16 protein-coding genes, 4 pseudogenes and 1 other annotated feature are annotated in these 19,941 nt (G+C 48.0%); of the genes and pseudogenes, 8 read left to right on the forward strand and 12 right to left on the reverse strand.

Translation table 11 applies throughout. From position 1 onward, the window contains the following. Nucleotides 1-191: 191 nt before the first annotated feature. From L693_RS0124470 to L693_RS32530, 4 genes and pseudogenes are all read right to left on the reverse strand, one after another. Nucleotides 192-1,163, reverse strand: a pseudogene (locus L693_RS0124470) (glycoside hydrolase family 43 protein). A 238-nt stretch (nt 1,164-1,401) separates the two neighbouring features. After that, nucleotides 1,402-2,781 (reverse strand): annotated as a pseudogene (locus tag L693_RS32020) (arabinan endo-1,5-alpha-L-arabinosidase). Nucleotides 2,782-2,862: 81 nt separating this feature from the next. Next, on the reverse strand, nt 2,863-3,705 hold the full coding sequence (locus L693_RS0124480) for a carbohydrate ABC transporter permease (protein WP_025720770.1): 843 nt from the start codon (nt 3,703-3,705) through the stop codon (nt 2,863-2,865). Between the two features lie 27 nt (nt 3,706-3,732). Continuing rightward, a pseudogene (locus tag L693_RS32530) lies at nt 3,733-3,831 on the reverse strand (carbohydrate ABC transporter permease); the annotation flags it as partial. Here L693_RS32530 and L693_RS30800 point away from each other — a divergent pair. Next, nucleotides 3,827-4,273, forward strand: a pseudogene (locus L693_RS30800) (transcriptional regulator); the annotation flags it as partial. The pseudogenes L693_RS32530 and L693_RS30800 overlap by 5 nt on opposite strands. Before the next feature lie 54 nt (nt 4,274-4,327). On the opposite strand, the gene L693_RS0124490 reads toward L693_RS30800, so the two are convergent. Then, nucleotides 4,328-4,603, reverse strand: coding sequence for a DUF1361 domain-containing protein (locus tag L693_RS0124490; protein ID WP_231503757.1), 276 nt, complete (start codon nt 4,601-4,603; stop codon nt 4,328-4,330). A 111-nt stretch (nt 4,604-4,714) separates the two neighbouring features. After that, nucleotides 4,715-4,953 (forward strand) — a binding site (T-box leader). A gap of 43 nt (nt 4,954-4,996) precedes the next feature. On the opposite strand from L693_RS0124490, the gene L693_RS0124495 reads away from it, so the two are divergent. Further along, nucleotides 4,997-6,181, forward strand: coding sequence for an aminotransferase class I/II-fold pyridoxal phosphate-dependent enzyme (locus L693_RS0124495; RefSeq protein ID WP_025720773.1), 1,185 nt, complete (start codon nt 4,997-4,999; stop codon nt 6,179-6,181). Between the two features lie 281 nt (nt 6,182-6,462). Here L693_RS0124495 and L693_RS0124505 read toward each other — a convergent pair whose 3' ends face one another. Beyond that, on the reverse strand, nt 6,463-7,050 hold the full coding sequence (locus L693_RS0124505) for a TetR/AcrR family transcriptional regulator (RefSeq protein ID WP_025720775.1): 588 nt from the start codon (nt 7,048-7,050) through the stop codon (nt 6,463-6,465). 197 nt (nt 7,051-7,247) lie between these two features. Here L693_RS0124505 and L693_RS0124510 point away from each other — a divergent pair, with 197 nt between their 5' ends. Beyond that, nucleotides 7,248-8,450: an MFS transporter gene (locus L693_RS0124510; RefSeq protein ID WP_025720777.1), complete on the forward strand. Its 1,203-nt coding sequence runs from the start codon at nt 7,248-7,250 to the stop codon at nt 8,448-8,450. 105 nt (nt 8,451-8,555) lie between these two features. Here L693_RS0124510 and L693_RS0124515 read toward each other — a convergent pair whose 3' ends face one another. From L693_RS0124515 to fabF, 3 genes are all read right to left on the reverse strand, one after another. Continuing rightward, complete coding sequence (locus L693_RS0124515; protein ID WP_025720779.1) at nt 8,556-9,296, reverse strand: zinc ribbon domain-containing protein; 741 nt, start codon at nt 9,294-9,296, stop codon at nt 8,556-8,558. 112 nt (nt 9,297-9,408) lie between these two features. After that, the gene (locus L693_RS0124520) at nt 9,409-10,362 is read right to left on the reverse strand and encodes a helix-turn-helix transcriptional regulator (RefSeq protein WP_025720780.1); all 954 of its coding nucleotides are present in this window, start codon (nt 10,360-10,362) and stop codon (nt 9,409-9,411) included. A gap of 246 nt (nt 10,363-10,608) precedes the next feature. Next, on the reverse strand, nt 10,609-11,847 hold the full coding sequence (fabF, locus tag L693_RS0124530; protein ID WP_025720781.1) for a beta-ketoacyl-ACP synthase II: 1,239 nt from the start codon (nt 11,845-11,847) through the stop codon (nt 10,609-10,611). Nucleotides 11,848-12,007: 160 nt separating this feature from the next. On the opposite strand from fabF, the gene L693_RS0124535 reads away from it, so the two are divergent. The 4 genes from L693_RS0124535 to L693_RS0124550 all read left to right on the forward strand — a co-directional run bounded on the left by L693_RS0124535 (nt 12,008) and on the right by L693_RS0124550 (nt 17,087). Next, entirely contained in the window at nt 12,008-12,847 is an 840-nt protein-coding gene (locus L693_RS0124535) for a helix-turn-helix transcriptional regulator (protein WP_025720783.1), read from the forward strand. A gap of 135 nt (nt 12,848-12,982) precedes the next feature. Then, on the forward strand, nt 12,983-14,827 hold the full coding sequence (locus L693_RS0124540; protein WP_025720784.1) for a DEAD/DEAH box helicase: 1,845 nt from the start codon (nt 12,983-12,985) through the stop codon (nt 14,825-14,827). Between the two features lie 2 nt (nt 14,828-14,829). Continuing rightward, complete coding sequence (locus L693_RS0124545; RefSeq protein ID WP_025720786.1) at nt 14,830-15,792, forward strand: YqhG family protein; 963 nt, start codon at nt 14,830-14,832, stop codon at nt 15,790-15,792. A gap of 257 nt (nt 15,793-16,049) precedes the next feature. Next, nucleotides 16,050-17,087, forward strand: coding sequence for a hypothetical protein (locus L693_RS0124550; protein WP_025720788.1), 1,038 nt, complete (start codon nt 16,050-16,052; stop codon nt 17,085-17,087). 89 nt (nt 17,088-17,176) lie between these two features. Here L693_RS0124550 and L693_RS0124555 read toward each other — a convergent pair whose 3' ends face one another. Then, nucleotides 17,177-17,368, reverse strand: a complete 192-nt coding sequence (locus tag L693_RS0124555; RefSeq protein ID WP_025720789.1) for a YqzE family protein — start codon at nt 17,366-17,368, stop codon at nt 17,177-17,179. A 246-nt stretch (nt 17,369-17,614) separates the two neighbouring features. Between L693_RS0124555 and L693_RS0124560 the strand changes: the two genes are divergently transcribed. Next, complete coding sequence (locus L693_RS0124560) at nt 17,615-18,376, forward strand: N-acetylmuramoyl-L-alanine amidase (protein ID WP_025720791.1); 762 nt, start codon at nt 17,615-17,617, stop codon at nt 18,374-18,376. Here L693_RS0124560 and L693_RS0124565 read toward each other — a convergent pair. Beyond that, nucleotides 18,351-19,301 carry a divergent polysaccharide deacetylase family protein gene (locus tag L693_RS0124565; protein ID WP_025720793.1) on the reverse strand — a complete coding sequence of 317 codons (951 nt, stop codon included), beginning with the start codon at nt 19,299-19,301 and terminating at the stop codon, nt 18,351-18,353. The genes L693_RS0124560 and L693_RS0124565 overlap by 26 nt on opposite strands. Nucleotides 19,302-19,425: 124 nt before the next feature. Continuing rightward, nucleotides 19,426-19,938, reverse strand: coding sequence for a peptide-methionine (S)-S-oxide reductase MsrA (msrA, locus tag L693_RS0124570; RefSeq protein ID WP_025720795.1), 513 nt, complete (start codon nt 19,936-19,938; stop codon nt 19,426-19,428). Nucleotides 19,939-19,941 lie beyond the last annotated feature (3 nt).

Consider the following 19,941-nt stretch of genomic DNA (forward strand, 5'->3'; position numbering starts at 1 on the left):
TCCTTTATAAACTACACTTTACCATACATTTGCAGTTTCCATCCCGTGGAAAATATTAAACATTTTTATCAATCAAATGCTTGAACAAAACAGAATTCCCCTTGCATTCACGAATGAAAAAAAGATATCCCCAAGCCTTTAGCTTGGAAGATATCTTATTTACCTTGTTATACGCATCAATACTTTACTTCTTATTTATCCACGGGAACTCCATCCGGCACAGGGATACCAAAATCAGGGGTTCCATCTTCATTCCAGTTCAACGGCTGCACGCGTGTATGACGATTGGGATCATACAACGGGTCGCCTGTAATTTCCTTGTAATTGCGAGCGTGGTACACGAGAACATCGCTGCCGTCAGGCGCAACCGTAAAGCTGTTGTGACCTGGTCCGAATTGACCTGTTTCCTCATTCGTACAGAATACCGGTATAGGAGACTTCGTCCACGATTTCGGATCGAGTAAATCCGCATTCTCGTCCGCGGTCAGCAGACCCATGCAATAATTGTGGTCAGTCGCGCTGGCTGAATAGCTGATGAAGATCCGCCCGTTCCGTTTCAGAACCGCAGCTCCTTCATTCACCTAAAAACCAATGACCTCCCACTCATATTCAGGGGTAGAGATCATCACTTGCTCTCCACGCAGCGTCCACGGATTACTCATTTCAGAAATGTACAGATTGGAATTACCGACAATGTCTGGGTCCTTCTGAGCCCACACATAATACAGAACTCCATTATGCTGGAAGGTTGTTGCATCGAGAGCGAATGATTCCCATCGGGTTTTGATTTGTCCCTTCTCCACCCATTCTCCTTCCAGCGGGTTAGCAGAATCATTTTCCAGCACAAATATCCGGTGGTCGAACAGACCTTCCTTCGTTTCTGTTGTACGAGCTGCTGCAAAATAAATGTACCATTTATCATGAATAAAATGAATTTCCGGTGCCCAAATATTCGCGCTTAATGGACCTGTTTCATACTTGTGCCACACTGCGACAGGCTCTGCCGTATTCAAACCTTGAATGGTACGGGCCCGTCGAACCTCAATGCGGTCATACTCCGGCACAGAGCCGGTAAAATAATAGTATCTGTCACTGTGCTTGTAGATCCAAGGGTCTGCCCGTTGCTCAATGACCGGATTAATAAAAGGTACAGGTTGATTCATGGTTTTTCTCTCCTCTATGTGTAATATGTGATTTGTAAGCTGAACTTAAGATTTACATGGAGCGCCACTGCGCAGACGGATGGTGCTTACCATCGTTGTTGCCCCCGAATTTCCTGAATGTACTATTAAAGGAGGAAATTCCGAGGCAAAGGCGACCGCTCCGCTTGTCCAGCACCATTCCGCCTGCTCCGTTTCCATATGTATTTTCAAAAGTTCAGCTCTATTTTTGGGTTTGTTATTAGCTGATACGCTTACCCCAAATTGAAATTCCCTTATTGTTCATACCTGTAAAAACTAGCGTATGGCGACCCAGCTCCCAGTCCCATGAAGGAAGCAATAACAGTTGCTCCTTAGTTCCTTCGGATGTATCGCTCCAATCCAGTGTTAAAGTACGCTTGCCATCAAAACTCCACTGGCCTTCAAGAGCTCCGCTGGCCGCCCGTCCTCCGTCTTCCAGACGGAGTGGTTCAGCTTGCACCTGACCGTCCACTTCCTGCTTCATCAGGATGCGTTCCCAACTGCCGGATAATAACCTTTGAGGTATATCCTGCTCCTTCTCGCCTGCATACTGTTCCGGTGATACGACAGGCCAGCCATCCGCCGTCCACAATATTTTGCGTACATGCAGGTACGGCCAGCTCTTATCGGTCTCTCCCCGCGCATGATGTACCATATAATAATCCTCTCCGTCCTTCAGGACGGATTGTGACCTGGCGCAATCCAGCCTTCTCCTTCACTGAATTGATAACCGCCCAGTATCTTGTTGCCAATCTCGTATTGAGGTAAATATCTGGTATCTGCCATATCATGTCCGTTCATATCCACGTACGGCCCTGTGATGGAATCCGAGCGGGCTACGCGAACATTGTAATCCTCAAACAAGGAATCATACGAGACAAACAAGTAATACTTACGGAAGGTTGGATTGTACACAATGTAGGGTCCTTCCACAGCACCATCCTCAGTTGCCCGGTCTCTGGCAGCGATATTTTGCCCATAACCGGACTCCTTGAGCTTCCCCGTGGGGATCAAGCCGAGTAATGTAGATACCGCCAAAAAAAGAGCCGTACACCATCCACGGATTCCCATCCGCATCCAGCACAGGATTGGCATCAATCGCATTCAGCTTGTCATGCGCATCCGTTTTAACGACCAGCCCCTCATCCTTCCAAGGGCCTTCCGGCGAGCTGGATGTCTGCAATCCGATAGCTGACCGCGTGCTGCCAAAGGTGGAGGCGGAGTAATACATCCGATAAGTGTCACCCATCTTGATAACATCCGGTGCCCACAGATTCGTCGCTGATGACCATGCTCCTGCTTCCTTGGGTATGCCGGGCAATGCATACTGAACCCAGTTCCAGTGAATCAGGTCGGTCGATTTACGCACCATAACACCAGGCCTCAACTCTCCACCCGTCTTTACATCCGTCGAATAGACATAGTAGCCCTGATCTGTTTTGATAATCGCCGGGTCATGTGCATTGTTGATGGTCCAGCGCTGTTCATCGTTTATCGTACTTTGATCATACAAGTGATCAGGAGGCGGAGCCTGCGGATACACCGGGTCCGGGGTGTTATCCCCACAGCCGGATAGGCCTAGCATCAGCAGCATAACCATAACTGTTCTTCTCCTCCTTCCTTTATTCATTACATATCGTGACTGTCTTCCATCGCTCCTCGGTGCCTTCCATGGACGCACTTATCCTTTGACACCGGAAATGGCAACTGACTCAATGATTTGTTTTTGAAAGATCAAGAATATAATTAATACAGGTAACAACGCTATAATGGAGGCTGCCATAATAAGCGGATAGTCCGTCTGAATGGCGTAAGTCGCATTAAAATTCGCGATAACCAGCTGTAATGTCTGCGTTTCCGGTGAGTTCAAGTAAATGATCGGCTCCAAATAATCGTTCCAAATTCCCATAAACCATAAAATAAGCTGTGCCGCCACTGCCGGCTTAATGAGCGGGAACGTAATGGACGAATACAGGCGGAAATAAGAGCTGCCGTCAATTTTGGCTGCTTCGATAATGGCATCCGGTACACTGAGCAAATACTGCCGCAGGAAAAAGATCATAACTACATTCCCAAACAATCCGGGAACAATCAGAGGCAAAAGCGTATCTACCCAACCAAGCTTGGAAAACATCATAAACTGCGGAATCATAACCGTTGGATATGGAACCATCATGGATGCGATGAGTACAAGAAACAGTTTATTTTTATGAGGAAATCTCAGCTTTGCAAATGCAAACGCAGCCACACTGGATGTAAAGGTCCCCACCACGGTAACACTTACAGCCACAATCACACTGTTCTTGATCCCGCTTAGCAAAGGTCCTGCTTCCCAAATTTCCTTGTACTTGCCAAACTGGAACACCTCTGGTATCCAAACCGGCGGAAGAGCAAAGACATCCTGCTTTTCTTTCACCGAAGTGGACAGCATCCACAGCAGCGGTGCGATCATCGCAATTGCTCCAATGGCCAGTGCAATAAAGATTATGATATTGGTAACTTTCGTTCTTTGACTATGGGACATCATCAGACTCCCTCCTTTCCGCGAAAATCAATCCCCATCAAAGGACGATTTTTCATTCATTTTAAATTGAATCAAAGTTACGATAAAAATGAAGATGCCAAGAATCATAGCCATCGCGGAGGCATATCAATCTTTTAAGGAAATTCAATTTTCCACAGAACTGGGCTCAGAAGCACCGTGCTATTGTGAGGAATATCCTTCCGATATTTGGTTTCACATCAATGGTATCCCTATTGGGTACTGGACCAGCCCCGGAGATTTTGGAGAAGTACCGGGAGTCCTGAATCCCGATTGGTGGCCACCGCATTTGAATCAATATGGCATGCTCAAATTAATTCGCATCAATCAGCATGGCAGCTTCATTGACGGTTGCCGTATATCAGAAGTCACAATAGACGAAATTGGCCTTGACTATAAAAGCGACATTACACTCCGCTTATCCGTATCCGATCAGTCGGAGAACAAAGGAGGGCTCACTATTTTCGGCAAGAGATTCGGCAATTTTAGTCAGGATTTGCTCGTGCGCGTGCTTTATGATGTACATGCTGAAGACCACGATAGCGACTAGCTCGCCACATGCAATAAGGCCGAAGACCGTATGCATTCAATACGTGTCCTTGGCCTATAGGTCCTTCTCCTCGCTTAAAGAGATATACATCATTAGATAAAAAATGACCGTAATCCCAAACACCAGCCAGCTAAAGGACAGCAAATGCTGTCTTTCCCCTGCCAGGCTCACCCATTTCCAAACATCTGTAAGGATGACCAAGGGCTTTAACATCGCATCCCAGCTATTCCAGCGAGCAAATCTGCCGATATATACGCCCACGCTGGCCAGCCACAGCAAAATAAAAATGATGCCCCACGCAAGCCAGCCATTACAAGCTTTTTGCAGCATTCGGTGGATGTTTCTCAGCTCCGCTGAAAATTTGTAAATTCTATAATCTAAAAAAAAGACTTGCCATCCTGAAATGTTGTGCTTATAATTACACCTAACTTGATACGGCAATAAATTTCAATGACGAGAACGAGTAAGCTATACAGCGGATTTGCAGAGAGTTGGGGCAGGTGAAAGCCAACATTCCGAGGGTAGCTGAACGCCATCTCCGAGAAGCGAGCTGAACCTGAAGTAAGCTCTGCCGCCTTTCCAGCGTTAACCGGAACACGTATTGATGGATACGTGAACAGAGTGTCATTTCGTATGGAATGAAACTAGGGTGGTAACACGGGTATGAACTCGTCCCTTTTACAGGGGCGGGTTTTTTTGTTTTTCAAAAAGGAGGAAATCAACATGACGAACGTGTCGACAGTAGCATCTATAACCGATTTTTTGACTCCAGCTGTACGGGAAATGCCGCCTTCAGGTATTCGTAAGTTTTTTGAATATAGTACAGGCAGAAAAGATATCGTTTCGCTTGGGGTCGGTGAACCTGATTTTGTGACCCCTCAGCATGTCAGACAGGCCTGCATTACAGCTCTCGAAAATGGAAAAACCTCATACACACCCAATGCCGGTCTTCCCGAACTTCGTGAGGAGATTGCCGGATATCTGGAGAGCAGCTTTAACACATCCTACAACCCGGCGAATGAAATCATGGTCACCATCGGCAGCAGTGAAGCGCTGGATTTGGCACTGCGTGCCCTGATTACAGAACACGATGAAATACTCATCCCGGATCCATGTTATATTTCGTATGCGCCTATTACGTTTCTGAACGGAGGACACACCGTAACGGTCGAAACCTCTGCTGACCAGCAATTCAAGCTGACAGAAGAGGCGCTTAAGGCCAAGCTGAGCCCACGGTCCAAAGTGCTTATTCTCTGTTATCCGAACAACCCGACTGGCGGGATTATGACCTATGAGGATTGGCTGCCTATTGCCCGCCTGGTTGAGGAGCATAATCTAGTTGTGATATCCGACGAAATATATGCTGAACTGACCTACGGACAGCGGCATGCAAGCTTCGGTGCTCTGCCGGGAATGAAAGAGCGGACCCTGCTCATCAGCGGTTTTTCCAAGGCATTTGCAATGACTGGCTGGCGGGTCGGTTATGTATGCGGTCCGAGAGAGCTGATTGCTGCCATGCTGAAGATTCATCAATATACCGCCATGTGCGCTCCTATTCTCGGGCAAATTGCCGCTATTGAATCCCTGCGCAACGGGCTGGAGGAAAAAGACCGCATGATGGAATCCTACAATCTGCGCAGAAAATGGTTCGTTGAAAGCCTGTGTCAGACAGGACTGCCCTGTCATGAACCGAATGGAACCTTCTACGCTTTCCCTTCCATTAGGCACACGGGACTCAGCTCAGAGCAGTTTGCCAAGCGACTGCTGGACGAAGAAGGAGTCATTACTGTACCCGGTTCCGCATTCGGCCCCGGTGGCGAGGGCTTTATCCGCTGCTCGTACGCATCATCGCGAGAACAGCTGGAAGTCGCTTTGGAGCGCATCGGCAAATTCTTGAAACGCCTGTAATCAACCCTTCATAAACGAACACAAACACTGAATCAAAGCTACTTCAGCAGGTCTTGAATAAGCTTTTTCTGGTGTGCTGGCAAACCTTCCGGCCATTCCCCTACACGGCAATAACAAATGTCGGAGATTTCGGAGCTTGGCCGGATACACCAATGCATTTTTCAATCGGGTGAACGGCATATGCTTATACATGAATACAAGCCAATCCCTCGGGATTTTATTTATCAGCCTCGCCAGCATCGTACACCTCCTGTTGGGGACTTTTCATATGGCTTTATATCTTATTTTCCATCCAGTAATAGAAGTAAAGTTGCAACCGCCTGATCCACAAAAGAACGCGCTGGACGTGATTTCATCATCACGGTAATCCCGATTAACAAAGAGACCATTGTATGAGCCAGAGCTCGTGCATCCAAAGTAGCCTCCAACTCCCCGGATCGTATACCACGTTCGATGGCTTCCTGAAAGACGGCAGACAGGTACATCTGGTGCTCTCTGGTCAAAACTTCAAATTTTTCATCATGAGGGGCTAATTCGACCATCGTATTGACGCAAAAGCATCCCCGGTTAGAGTCACCCTCATATTCTTCCGCCACAACTCCTGTAAAAAAAAGATAAAATGCTTCTTTTACAGATGAACGACTTTGCAGCTTAGCGCGCACACGAGCAGCATGAGATTGCGTATATTTACGCAGCGCAGCTTCAAATAATTGTTTTTTGTCCCCAAATGCAGCGTAAATGCTGGGGCGCTGAATTCCCATTTTGGAGGTCAAATCGCTTAAAGACGTGGCCTCGAACCCTTTTTCCCAAAAAATTTGCATTGCTGCATCCAATGCCTGTTCCTCATCAAATTCCCGTGGTCGAACCATAAGTAATCCCTACTTTTTCGTATCGTTCAGTATATTAAGATTGTATGATCACCAGCAACAGCTGTCAAATAAGCATATGATAAATACTTGACATCTCACTGGAATACGAGTTATATTGGCCTAAAATAATTATGTACCAATCGGTATATTATACTTATCAGTATGTAATAAGACTAGAAAGTGACGTGATGTATGCAATGAAGATGTCAGAAGTCAGACCTATGCAATCTGTTGCCACTCATTCCATGTCCAGCTCAGTAGCACTCCTGTTTGCCATAGCCTGCGGGCTGGCTGTCGCCAACATTTATTATGCACAGCCCTTGCTGGATGCGATTGCGAACGAATTTGGTATTACGCCTTCATCGATAGGTGTGGTCATTACGGTCACGCAAATTTGTTATGCGTTAGGACTGCTGCTGCTCGTCCCGCTCGGCGATCTTTTGAATCGGCGGCGATTGGTCACAGGACAAATGCTGCTATCTGTACTGGCGTTAATCGCGGTCAGCCTGGCTCCCAGCCGCACTCTGCTGCTCCTAAGCATGGCAGCAGTTGGAATGCTGGCTGTAGTAACCCAGACGCTTGTTGCGTTCGCTTCAACTTTGGCCGCCCCTGCTGAACGTGGACGAATCGTAGGTTTGGTGACAAGCGGAGTGGTGATCGGTATTTTACTGGCCCGAACCGTGGCTGGTGTGTTGACTGATCTCGCTGGCTGGCGTACCGTTTACCTCGTTTCTGCTATACTGACGCTGTTGATAGCTATAGTTCTGTTTTGGGTGCTGCCGAAGCATGAGCCTAAAGGTACGACGCTTTCCTATCCGCAGCTACTTCGTTCGGTTCTCGTACTATTTGTGCAAGAACGAATTCTGCGTATTCGTGCTGTCCTTGCGCTGCTTATTTTCACGGCATTCAGCATATTGTGGACTTCGCTTGTGTTGCCTCTCAGTGCTCCCCCAATCTCTCTTTCACATACTGCCATCGGAGCCTTTGGCCTGGCTGGAGTCGCAGGGGCTTTAGCAGCTGCACGCGCTGGACGTCTTGCCGATCAAGGTCTGGGACAGCGAACAACGGGTATAGCGCTGGCACTGCTATTGCTATCCTGGCTGCCAATCAGCTATACCGAGTATTCTCTGGTTGCTTTGGTGCTTGGCGTAATCCTGCTCGATTTGGCCGTACAGGCCGTACATGTCACCAATCAGAGCATGATTTTCAACGTTCGCCCCGAGGCACGCAGTCGACTTACCGCAGGCTATATGATATTTTATTCGATTGGCAGCGACACCGGAGCCATTGCCTCGACTCATATGTACACCTATGCCGGGTGGAACGGGGTATGTCTATTGGGAGCTAGTGTCAGCGCTCTGGCTCTTATCTTTTGGGCGGTAACCCGCCATTCGTCTTGAGCAGCTATAGTGTCTTGAACAGCTCATACTATAAGTTTAAAGCATCAAAAAAGCCGCCCTTCCACAAATCATGGCCAGGCGGTTCTCTCTGTCACTCAAAATTCATCACTTAATCGCAATGTAAATCAAAACCGGCTCCTCCGGGCTGCCATACACTTCAAAGTCACCTGTGTATGTCCGCTCCGCATGTCCCATGGCAGCCCACTGCCAAATAGTCTGCCATACACGGAATACAGAAGAAGGCTCTTGGGTTCCCTGGAAAACAGCGTAGCGTGCAGCCGGAATTGCAAGCTCTTCAAGATCGTCAGGAGTTTGAAAATCCGCAGCCGCTTCCTTCCCGATAAAAAAAGTGTACTCGCCCAAAGCACCATTTTCATAGTCGGTGTAACAGCCATAGACGTAAGCTTGTCCCTCATGACCTCTGATCCGACCAGACACACCCTCAGCCCAAAAACGTTCCCACATGGCTGGTATGATCCCATGCGATGTTTGTTCTTTTAGATTACTTGTACGTGCTTTAAGTCCGATTAAATGGATGTCACCCCGGTATTCCACCCGAATGGGCCCGTCCATTTGAAGTTCAGTATCTTCTGAAGTACGCCACCGCTTTAAATTCGGCAGATGATTGCGCAGCATCGAAGTCGCTTCTTCTGCCTGCATTCCCTCCTCTACCAGGATAGGCACACACTGTTGAATCATCTCCTCCATAGTCAAGTCAGGTTGTACAAATGCCCCTTCCTTGTAACAATACTTGCAATACTCATCCGTTTTACCATGTTGTGCATCTGTCCCATATTGATCCTCATGCTCCAGCGGCATCCCGCAGCTTTGACAAGCTGTATCCATTTCTGTCAATCCCCTTTCGCTAACTGATATGCCACCAGTATAACGAAACAAACCTGACAGCTATCAGTCAGGTTCGTTTTGCTTTAGCCTAGAATATCTAATAAGAATTCCTTTATGATTCCGGACCCGCTTCATAATTAGACGCAATACGCAGCGCCATCTCCCGAATCTTGTCCCGCAAATGGGCCGGTTCCTTGACAACCACATCCGGTCCCAGGCTGAGAATAAATCCGTACGCCCACGCATCCTCGGGAAACGGGACCGAAACCGTATAGATCCCCTCCTCCTGCTCGTGCAATGCTTCCACGCCAAACCAGTCTTCCGCCAGATGCCTGGAATTGCGGTTAAATTGTAATGTAAACGGCTGTACAGCTCTGGCTGCTGCCATCCGCCCTTCATTCCATGGAAGTATTTCATAGGAAAGATCCTTGCGAGTAAAAGCCGTCTCTGTCACGACAGGGTCACTCATGCGGGAAAGCTTGAACAAACGAAACTGCTCCCTGTCGGAACAGTAAGCATACACAAACCATTGCTGTCCTTTCAGAACGAGCGTATGCGGTTCGACATCCCGCTTCGTGATTACTCCTTCCGCATTTCGATAGGTAAAAGCGACAGTGCGCGCCTGGCTCATTGCTTCCTTCACCTTTATCAATTTACCTTCCTGCGCAGCCTGATTTCCCCATCCGGAATGATCAACGATGAACTGAGCAGCACGGACACTAAATTGTTCCCTTCCGGACTCTGGTATAATGCTCTCGAATTTGTTAAGCAACCGTGACACATTGGGGCCACCCAACGACGAGGATATGCTCTGCAGACCCATCACAATATCCTTTATATCAAGATCCGTCAGCATACTGCGATCCAGACGGTATCCTTCCATCAAGCCGATTCCCCCATTGGCTCCCTGAAAGGTCACCACCGGAATACCAGCCATGCTGATCGCTTCAATATCTCTGTAGATCGTCCGAATTGAAACCTCATACTTATCGGCCAGTTCCTTCGCTTGAACTCTATTTCTTTGCAGCAGCAAAATGACGATAGAAAGCAATCGGTCAATTTTCATCTTTTCAAAACCTTTCACCATTAATAATAATAAGCCATTAGCTCCTCATCATATCCCTGACCGTGATATACCAGTGCATTCTTTTCTATACCATAGGTTTCAAAGCTTAACTTCCGTTTCTCCAATGTTTTCCTTCATCTTACTCTATCTCTTAACTAAAATGAATCTGTTGTTTCTCGTATAAAAAAACCTCAAGTATTCCATCCAGCTGGATAGAATACCTGAGGTTTTAACCACTCATTCCATTTATGACTCATAGCGCTTCAGCACAATGACCGCATTATGACCGCCGAAGCCGAATGAATTGGATAGCCCGATATTTAATGATGCTTTGCGCGCTTTGTGAGGCACATAATCCAGATCGCAGACCGGGTCCGGGTTGTCCAGATGAATCGTTGGCGGAATGATACCCTCCCGCAGACTTTGTACCAGCGCAATCGCTTCGACACCGCCTGCAGCTCCCAGCATATGACCCAGCATGGACTTATTCGCAGTCACAGGAATTTGGTAGGCATAGTCGCCAAACAACTTGTGGATTGCAAAGGTCTCAGCTTTATCCCCCGGCAACGTACTCGTTGCATGGGCGCTGATCACGTCCACCTCTTCCGGAGTGATACGTGCAGAATGGAGGGCCGCTTTCATCGCCAGATAAGCTCCAGTTCCTTCAGGATGCGGCGCAACCACATGATAGGCATCTGAGCTCGCTCCATAGCCGATGACCTCACCATAGATTCGTGCACCGCGCTGCACAGCGTGTTCCAGCGATTCCAGCACCAGAATGCCTGCGCCTTCGCTCATGACAAAGCCATCCCGGTCCTGATCAAACGGTCGGCTTGCAATCGAAGGCTCCTCATTGCGTGTTGACAAGGCGGTCGCGTTAGAGAAGCTGGCCAAGGCTAATCGGGTAACCGCCGCTTCTGCTCCACCGGCAAAAATGACGTCCGCGTCCCCTGTACGAATGGTCCGAAAAGCTTCGCCAATCGCTGTATTCCCGATAGAGCACGCTGTAACGGGCGACATAGTAGGACCCATTGCTCCGAACGCGATACTAATTTGCGCAGCAGCCATATTGGAGATCATCATCGGCACCAGTGTTGGGCTAACTCTGCCCGGACCACGGTTAAGCATCACCTCTACATTGTCCACCAACGTGTCCAAACCGCCGACTCCTGATCCCACATAGACCCCGACGCGTTCCAGATTGATATGATCCAGATCCAAAGCCGAATCCTTCAGCGCTTGCTCTGCCGCATACAATGCAAACTGAGTAAACCGGTCCATTCGTCTGGCATCCTTACGTCCCCATCGCTTTTCTGCATCAAAATCCTGTACCAGCCCGGCGATTTGTGCTTTTAGATCGGATACTTCGAATGTATCAATTTTACGTATACCTGAATGGCCTTCCAGCAAATTTTCCCACAGCGTGTCCACTTCATTGCCCAGTGGCGACACGACACCCATACCTGTAATCACTACTCTTTGCATAGTTATTCATTCCTCCTGCTCGATAGCTTACTTATAATCCTCATTTTACCCTCACTTTATCCTATTACAAGTGTTTGTTTATCCTGGTATAATGAACACTACTATGAGAGAGCAATAGCTGCTCAGTCCTTCTTTACCTATGAATGGAGTGAAAATACCTATGAAAACCGAAGCACGCCTGGAAGCATTATCTGTTTTTCTCAAAACAAAAAGAGCTCGTCTACACCCGCATATGGTCGGCCTGCCCCAAGGATCACGTCGCAGAACACCTGGCTTGCGCAGAGAAGAAGTTGCTCAGCTGGCTGGTGTGAGTACGACCTGGTATACCTGGCTGGAGCAGGGACGGGATATCAAGGTGTCGCCCTCTGTCTTGGACGCCATTGCCGCCGCTTTGCAGCTAAATACGGATGAGCGCAAATATTTGTATGATTTGGCGCTCGAAGCCGGTTTTCACGCCCCGCCTGCTTCTGCCGAACAAACGGTCATTTCCTCATCGCTGCAAATGATTGTGCAGGAGCTGCGCTACTGTCCTGCCATTATTTCAGATCGGCGCTGCCATATTGTCGGCTGGAATGCCGCTGCGGCGCATGTTTTTATGGATTTTGCCGAGCTGCCACATGAGCAGCGCAATATGATTGAACTGCTATTCACCAAAAAGGAGTTTAAAAGTCTAGCCGTAAATTGGGAGCATTTTGTAAAAGGGTTTCTGGCCATTTTCCGGGCATATTACGGACAATACGTGACAGACCCTTGGTATGCACAATTTATACAAAATATGAGTCAATCCTATCCGGAGTTCAACGAGCTTTGGAATCAGAGCGAAGTAAGCTCTGCGCCGGAAGTGCTCATAGAATTTCGTCATGCCAAGGCCGGCAAGATGTTGTTTGACCTAACTTCTCTCCAGGTACAGGGGGGCGGCGATCTGCGTTGCAGCATTTACACCCCCAACGCGCAATCCTCTACGGAAAGCAAACTCCAAAAGTTAATGGAAGACAGCTAACGGATTTTATCCCTCTTGTTATGAAGATATCTTTTTCCGTCCATACTACATCTACGATCTGTGCAAAATAGATGTCATATATGTGACAGAGCCAAGAACTTCAACTGTGCTACTACCAGGAGGGAGGGAATCATCATGAAAGCCAAGCCAACAAGTTCCCCGCACACACAAATTCAAGCGCCATTGCCTGTTCCGGTGCAATTCGACCGCAGCTGGCAGGAAGAGCTGGACCAGCGCCTGCACAAGGGAGGTCCTTGGGGAGATTGGGATCTGTATCAGCTGGCAATCGAGGCGGAAAAAGCCAAGCTGGTGCCGAGCTTTGATGAGCTTCAATGTCTGCAGCATTTGCAAGACCTCACTCCACTGCCCCATCAGCTGGATACGGCTCGAAAGGTACTGTTTCAAATGTCCGGTCGGGCCATTCTTGCTGATGAGGTCGGCTTGGGCAAAACAATCGAAGCCGGAATGATCCTCAAGGAATATCTGGTTCGCGGACTAGCTTCTAAAGTGCTCATTCTTGTACCCGCTTCCCTAGTCTTGCAATGGGTGCGGGAGCTGAACAGCAAATTTGGCATTCCCGCTGTCGCCCAAAAAAAAGCATATTCATGGTCATCCGAGGTCGTTGTGGCCTCTATGGATACCGCCAAGCGTGAGCCACACAGCAGCATCCTGCTGGATACTGATTATGATCTGCTCATTATCGACGAAGCTCACAAGCTGAAAAATAAAAAAACATCAAACTACCAGTTCATTATGAAGCTGCGTAAAAAATACTGTTTGCTCCTGACGGCAACTCCTGTCCAAAATGATTTGTCAGAGTTGTTCAATCTCATTACATTGCTAAAGCCCGGTCAGTTGGGCAGGCAAGGCGATTTTTCAGCCAATTTCGTGGTGGATAAGCGTCTGCCTAAAAATGAGGATCAACTCAAGGATGAGCTATCCAAAGTCATGATCCGCAATCGTCGCGGCGAAGGCCCGGTTCAATTCACCAAACGAAATGTTTCCAACATTCATTTGGAGCTTTCACCGGAGGAGCAGGCGCTGTACGATGGGGTGACCTCTTTTGTCAAAGAGCAATATCAGGCGAATGGCGGAAATTTAAGCAGTATGCTGTCTCTTGTTACCCTTCAACGGGAAGTGTGCAGCAGCCGGGATGCCGTATTCGTCACGCTCGTTAATTTATCCAAAAAAATGGCGCCGGACTCTCCTCTACGCGATCGTGTCTGGGATTTGGTCGCACATATTAAAGCGATCAAGGCCAATTCCAAAGCCGAAAAAGCGCTCGAACTCATCCGTCAGATGAACGAAAAAGTGATCATTTTTACCGAATACCGGGCTACACAGGAATATTTGCTGAACTATTTCCGTGACCGCGGGCTGTCTGCCGTTCCTTACCGGGGCGGTATGAATCGGGGACGCAAGGATTGGATGATGGATCTGTTCCGAGGACGCATTCAGGTCATGATCGCTACCGAAGCTGGCGGTGAAGGCATTAACCTGCAATTTTGCCACCATATGATTAACTTCGATTTGCCGTGGAACCCCATGCGGGTGGAACAGCGGATCGGGCGGGTGCATCGGCTTGGACAACAGCATGATGTTCATATTTTTAACTTGTCCACAACCGGAACCATTGAGGAGCATATTCTTCACCTCCTGCATGAAAAGATTAATATGTTCGAAATGGTCATTGGCGGGTTGGACGTCATTCTCGAAAAGTTTGAGAAAAAAGAATCAATTGAAAAAAGTCTGTACAAAATCATGCTCGAATCCAGCGATGATGATGAAATTCGCCGAAAAATGCAGGAGCTGGGCCACTCACTGGATTCTATCAAACTGGAAATGGAACAACTGCGTGCTGATAGACCATCCTCTTCGAATTCGGCAGGAACAAACCAAAGCGGCGCTGAGTTGCTAAACTTGTCTGGCAATGCAGTGCCTGCGACCAAAGCTCGACGCAGCGTAAAAGGAGGTCGCTAAATTTGAGCATGAATTCGCAGCAAGTTCAGCGTTTTGTCCTCACCTATTTGGAAGCTACCGGATGTAGCGTTATCGAGAGGTCGCCCAACCATGTAACCGTCAAGCTTTCTCCCGAAGCGGATAAAGCCTTAACCAACCGGCCCTACTATTGGGGGTATGTAGAGCGTACTGGCGTTCCAGCACAAACGATGTCCTTCACGTTCATTTTTGATGGAGAAGCCTACCGAGCGGAACAGGAACGCTTGTCCAGTCAGGCACCGCCAGCTCCAACAGCCGGCAATCCCGCTCAGGATCAGGTGATGGGCCGTTACTTCGGCCATGTTCCAGCATTACCGCAGCTCGGCCCCGGCCGTATTTTGCAAGAGGAGCTTCGTTATGGAAGCCGTCGTCTGCATCAAATTTTTGAAGCTGCACGGGACGGGGGAAAATATGTTTATTTGTTTGAGCAGCCTGATGCCCGTCAGCTGACTGCCCGGTCTCCGGTAGTCTATGAAGCCTGGCTCGGCGTCTGCTATAAGGTTGAATTTGCCTGTGACTTGAAGCGAGAGGAGCTTCATTGGCTGGGCATTTCACTCAAGAGCGGCAAAATCATATCCGACTTTGGCGAAATGATTGAAGCACGTCAACTAAGTCCACTGTTGGCGGGCAATATGCATGTACAAGCTGCCAAGCTAACGGTCTCCGAGGCTTCCAATTCGCTTGAAAACTACCTCACTGACCTGCTCCGGCAGCAGGATTATAGTTGGGCTGAGCAAGCAAAGGAACGGTTGCGAGAGGAATTGGAGGTCATTGACCACTACTACGAAGACCTAACCAAGGAGCAGAAGGATCAGGATAAAGAGGAAGAGGACAAAAAAGAAGCCATCGTGGAGCAGCATCAAGCCCGTCGCAAAGAAATGGTATGGCAATATGAGCCCAAGGTACTCGTATCCGCCATTAACTGCGGCATATTTCACCTGCGGTAACCGATATCTCTCGTTCCTTCGCAGGCTATTTACAGAAGTATCGCCAGCTTGTAACATCGTGCCTCAGACTGGAACGATTTCCGCTATGGGAACGACAAGCCTCGCTGAGCCTGCCCCTATTTATCGACAGCAAAAAGCGAACACGGTCAGAACCTTTGCGCCGACAAGGTGCAGCAGTCTTTTCACCGGACAAGCTGTATGCTGGATAAAAAGAATGCCTCCGCCGGACAAGACAGCCGGCAGAAAGGTGGATTTCATTGAAGAAAAATCATTCCGGGCACTATAGCGTGGGCATGATCGCAGCTGTTCTGATCGGCCTGTCCGCAATCTGTCCGTTCGCTTCTATCCATGCGGCTTCCTCAGCCGCTCAGGGCAACCATGTTAGCTCAGAGTTCCTCTACAAATCAAGTTCTTTGGATTCCCCATTGAAGGAATCGGCGGGTGATGCTTCCGCAAATCCCCCTATTCAAGAGCAAGGTGTGCCTTCGGATGTAAAACAGACTGCGGACGACATGATACAATCCCTATCATCGCAGCCTCCTTTTTCCCAGTGGAAGGATGCCGAGCTTAGCTACCATCCACTGGGACCTGGAACCCATAGCTGGCTTGTTCAAGTGAACCGTGCCGGAAAATCCATTGGCTACCTGATTATCGGAACAGACACTAATGGCGTCTATCAACTTAATGAATACGGAAACGGCCCAGGCGGGCCATACAGTATGGATGTACTTCGCCAATCTCTTAAGTCACTCGCAGAGACCGAACTTTCATCTAGCGACAAGCTGCAAATCACACCCATGTATGAGGAACCGCTATTAGCCTATTGGCTGGTACGTTCCTCAACAGGCAGCGAATTATGTATTGATGCAATGACCGGTGATCCACTTCCGGTAGAAGTAGCAGATGGGAGTTGGAAACATAAGCTTCATAATAATCCACCCCCATCAACAGTAAACTTTTTGCAAACACAGGCACAATCCGTTACTTTCTCGGCTGATCCTTTCAACCCCTATGACGATCTTGGTTGGCTTCAATCCAAGCAAAAGCTTTTCATCCATAACACAGACCAATTTATAGATACGCTGCGTATATCACCACGTATAATCTTTTCTGCCACAAGTATCAACTTTGCATTTGGTGGGCCCTTATCCATTAACGGGTATCAAGCCTGGAGATCCCCAGATGATCCGTCACATCCAATTTTATATGCGCTAACCCAGCACCATGATCTCTCCCGATTTGTACCACTAAAACAGTTGTTGCCTGCTGGCGAATTCTATCGTTTGGACTCATAGTATTACAATTACGGAGTCATCCCATATGCAACCTAAAAAAGAGACCTCAAACGGCATACCCTATGCCTACTGTGGTCTCTTTTGCAGGTTCAATGTCGCTCCCTTCGTCTTATGCGTGCAGATTTTATCCACATTTTAAGAGCGAGCGGCAGCATGCCGAACCATTTGTTCATCCACGGCTCTTTGGTCTGTCTTTGGCTGCGTCGTACATCACGCGGTGTTTCAATATACCGAACAATCCGCTGCGTAATATATGTCACCAGCTCGTCACTCTTCGCCATCCTCACAACCTCCTTCAATCTTCCCCTTAGCATTTCCATTCAAGCTACTTGGAGATACCTGATTTACACATGAGGTGCAGATAAACCTAGCTTGCTCATTTTTCAAAAAGTCTAATCCCAACAGGAATAACTATGCATGGTTTCTCTTAAATGGAACATACTATCTTCAACATAATCTTTCCCATAGCTAATGATTTATGGGAGGCAGCTATGCTGCAATCAATCCGTCTACTGGAGGAATAGAACGTGCAAAATAAGAAATTGAACAAGCTATGGCTGACAGGGCTTGGGGTGAGTATTTGCATCTTTTTCAGTTCTGTATTTCCGGCCTATGTTGATGCAGCTACTCGGCCCAGTGAAAAAAGCATTGAACTGAATAAGACTACAGATGGTCGATCTAGTCCATATCCACCCTATCATGCGTTTGCCAATCCAGTTGTCCTGATAGATGTCGGTCACGGCGGTGTGGATGGCGGAACAAGTCATAAAAATCTTTTGGAGAAAGATGTTAACCTTGCCATCGGTCAAAAATTGTACTTGATTTTACGCTCACAGGGCTATCCTGCTGTTCTGAATCGAGACAAGGATTACGCGCTGAGTGATGATAACCGCTGGCTTCCCTCCAAATCCAGACACCTGAAAGACCTGGCCCAGCGCAAAAGCCTCGCCGAGCAGCTGCCTACCTCCCTGGTTGTAAGCCTCCATGTTAATTGGGCCAAACGCTCCGAGAAACGGGGGCCGATCGTTTTATTTCAGGATGAAGGCAGCAGTTATCTATTAGCTCAGCGGATACAGCATTCATTAAACCGCCTGTTCTGCATGAATAAAGAAACGGTTTACGGAAAACCCTTTTATCTTCTGAACACAATCCAGCAGCCCGCGGTAATTGTGGAAACCGGATTTATCAGTAATGAACAAGACAGAGCTATGCTTTCAGCGGATCGCGGACAAAAAGACATTGCTGAGGCTATAGCCAAAGGCATTATTGCGCATCTGACGGTATGGTAGTGTTGATTGGCTTCCCCTTCCATCCCCAAACAGAATGCACCAGATCGCTAATGCCCACAAATTTGGCATGATCTTTTAGTGCAGGAACCGCCGATCGAAGAGCTGAGGACGTGTACATCCCAGACACGCCGACATGTCCAATCGTTACACAAGTGTCGTTCTTGTCCAGCCATTCAATCACCTTCGCAATTTGTCGATTCACATGGGCGAGCGTATGAGCATCGTCCAAAAAAATATCATTGCGTACTGGCGGCATACCCTTTGCAGCGGCAAGTTCAGGCACCACTGACCAATAATTTGTACGGCTATCGACAAAAAATAGTCCATGCTCCTTGCAAACATCAAGAACAATGGACATAATTCGCTTGTCTGAAGTAACTTTGGAGCCCATGTGGTTGTTCATCCCTATCGCATAAGGTACATCCTTAATGGCTGCCGTCACCTTGGCACGCACTTCGTCATCCGTCATATTGGCCTTAATCGCTCCGGGTCCCAGCCATTCCGGTCTTCCCTGCTTTGGCTCCATGGGAAGATGAACGATGACATCATGACCACGCATATGCGCTTCTGTGGCATCCTGTTTGGTTGTAGGCAGGAAAGGCATCACAGCCACCGTAACTTTAACAGGTAATTCCAAAATCTGCTTTGTCCCTTTCATGTTGTTTCCCATGTCGTCGATTATGACGGCAACCATCTTTTGCCGCTGTTCCTGCTTATCTAAGGCTTTTGCGAAATCACTTCCCATGCTCCAAGCATTTCCACATACCATAAACATGAGACAGACCGAAATACAGACCATAACGGTTCTTCGTACTTTAGTGCTTGGTTGATAAATAGGCGCACACGTGGGCTCGTTCCGATTACGAAATGACTGTATGGCCTTTTTTATGATATTTCTCATGCGCAGCTTCCGTCGTTTACTCATTGCGGGTCAGCCTCCTTCTCTGTCCCTTCATTGTGTGAGTAACCTCGTCTAAATATGTATAAGGCAGACCCATGAATTCATCACAATCTGCCTCAGAGACGTAAAAACGTATACTTAAAATCGTTTACCAGTTCTTGTTGATAAATTCATCACGACCTGACTGGGCGCGATCTTCCTTATAGTGCTTCACATTTTTCTTGTGGTAATCCTGATGATACTCCTCTGCCGGATAAAAAACCGAAGCTGGAAGGATTTCCGTTACAATGGGCTTATCAAAACGTCCACTCTGTCCCAGCTGCTCCTTCGACTGTTGCGCAAGCTCCCGTTGCTGCTCCGTATGATAAAAAATAGCAGGCTTATATTGTGTACCCCGATCCTGAAATTGACCTTCCCCATCGGTAGGATCTGTTTGCGGCCAATACAATTCCAGCAGTTTTTCATATGGAAACAGTTCAGGTTCAAACGTAATCTGTACCACCTCGTAGTGACCTGTGGTTCCTGTTTTAACCTGCTCGTAGGTCGGATCGGGAATCGTGCCTCCAGTATAGCCTGAGACAATACCCTGAATGCCAGGTAGTTCCTCAAACGGAGTTACCATACACCAAAAGCATCCACCTGCAAAAGTAGCTTTCTCCATCTA

The sequence above is a fragment of the Paenibacillus sp. 1-18 genome, assembly GCF_000520755.1.
Taxonomy (GTDB): Bacteria; Bacillota; Bacilli; order Paenibacillales; family Paenibacillaceae; genus Paenibacillus; species Paenibacillus brasilensis.

Coding starts and splice junctions, on each gene's coding strand:
- L693_RS0124515 (WP_025720779.1), bottom strand. CDS start 9,296: ATGGATACAGCTTGTCAAAGCTGCGGGATGCCGCTGGAGCATGAGGAT.
- L693_RS0124555 (WP_025720789.1), bottom strand. CDS start 17,368: ATGGCGAAGAGTGACGAGCTGGTGACATATATTACGCAGCGGATTGTT.
- L693_RS0124510 (WP_025720777.1), top strand. CDS start 7,248: ATGAAGATGTCAGAAGTCAGACCTATGCAATCTGTTGCCACTCATTCC.
- L693_RS0124540 (WP_025720784.1), top strand. CDS start 12,983: ATGAAAGCCAAGCCAACAAGTTCCCCGCACACACAAATTCAAGCGCCA.
- msrA (WP_025720795.1), bottom strand. CDS start 19,938: ATGGAGAAAGCTACTTTTGCAGGTGGATGCTTTTGGTGTATGGTAACT.
- L693_RS0124565 (WP_025720793.1), bottom strand. CDS start 19,301: ATGAGTAAACGACGGAAGCTGCGCATGAGAAATATCATAAAAAAGGCC.
- L693_RS0124480 (WP_025720770.1), bottom strand. CDS start 3,705: ATGTCCCATAGTCAAAGAACGAAAGTTACCAATATCATAATCTTTATT.
- L693_RS0124535 (WP_025720783.1), top strand. CDS start 12,008: ATGAAAACCGAAGCACGCCTGGAAGCATTATCTGTTTTTCTCAAAACA.
- L693_RS0124490 (WP_231503757.1), bottom strand. CDS start 4,603: ATGCTGCAAAAAGCTTGTAATGGCTGGCTTGCGTGGGGCATCATTTTT.
- L693_RS0124495 (WP_025720773.1), top strand. CDS start 4,997: ATGACGAACGTGTCGACAGTAGCATCTATAACCGATTTTTTGACTCCA.
- L693_RS0124505 (WP_025720775.1), bottom strand. CDS start 7,050: ATGGTTCGACCACGGGAATTTGATGAGGAACAGGCATTGGATGCAGCA.
- L693_RS0124520 (WP_025720780.1), bottom strand. CDS start 10,362: ATGAAAATTGACCGATTGCTTTCTATCGTCATTTTGCTGCTGCAAAGA.
- fabF (WP_025720781.1), bottom strand. CDS start 11,847: ATGCAAAGAGTAGTGATTACAGGTATGGGTGTCGTGTCGCCACTGGGC.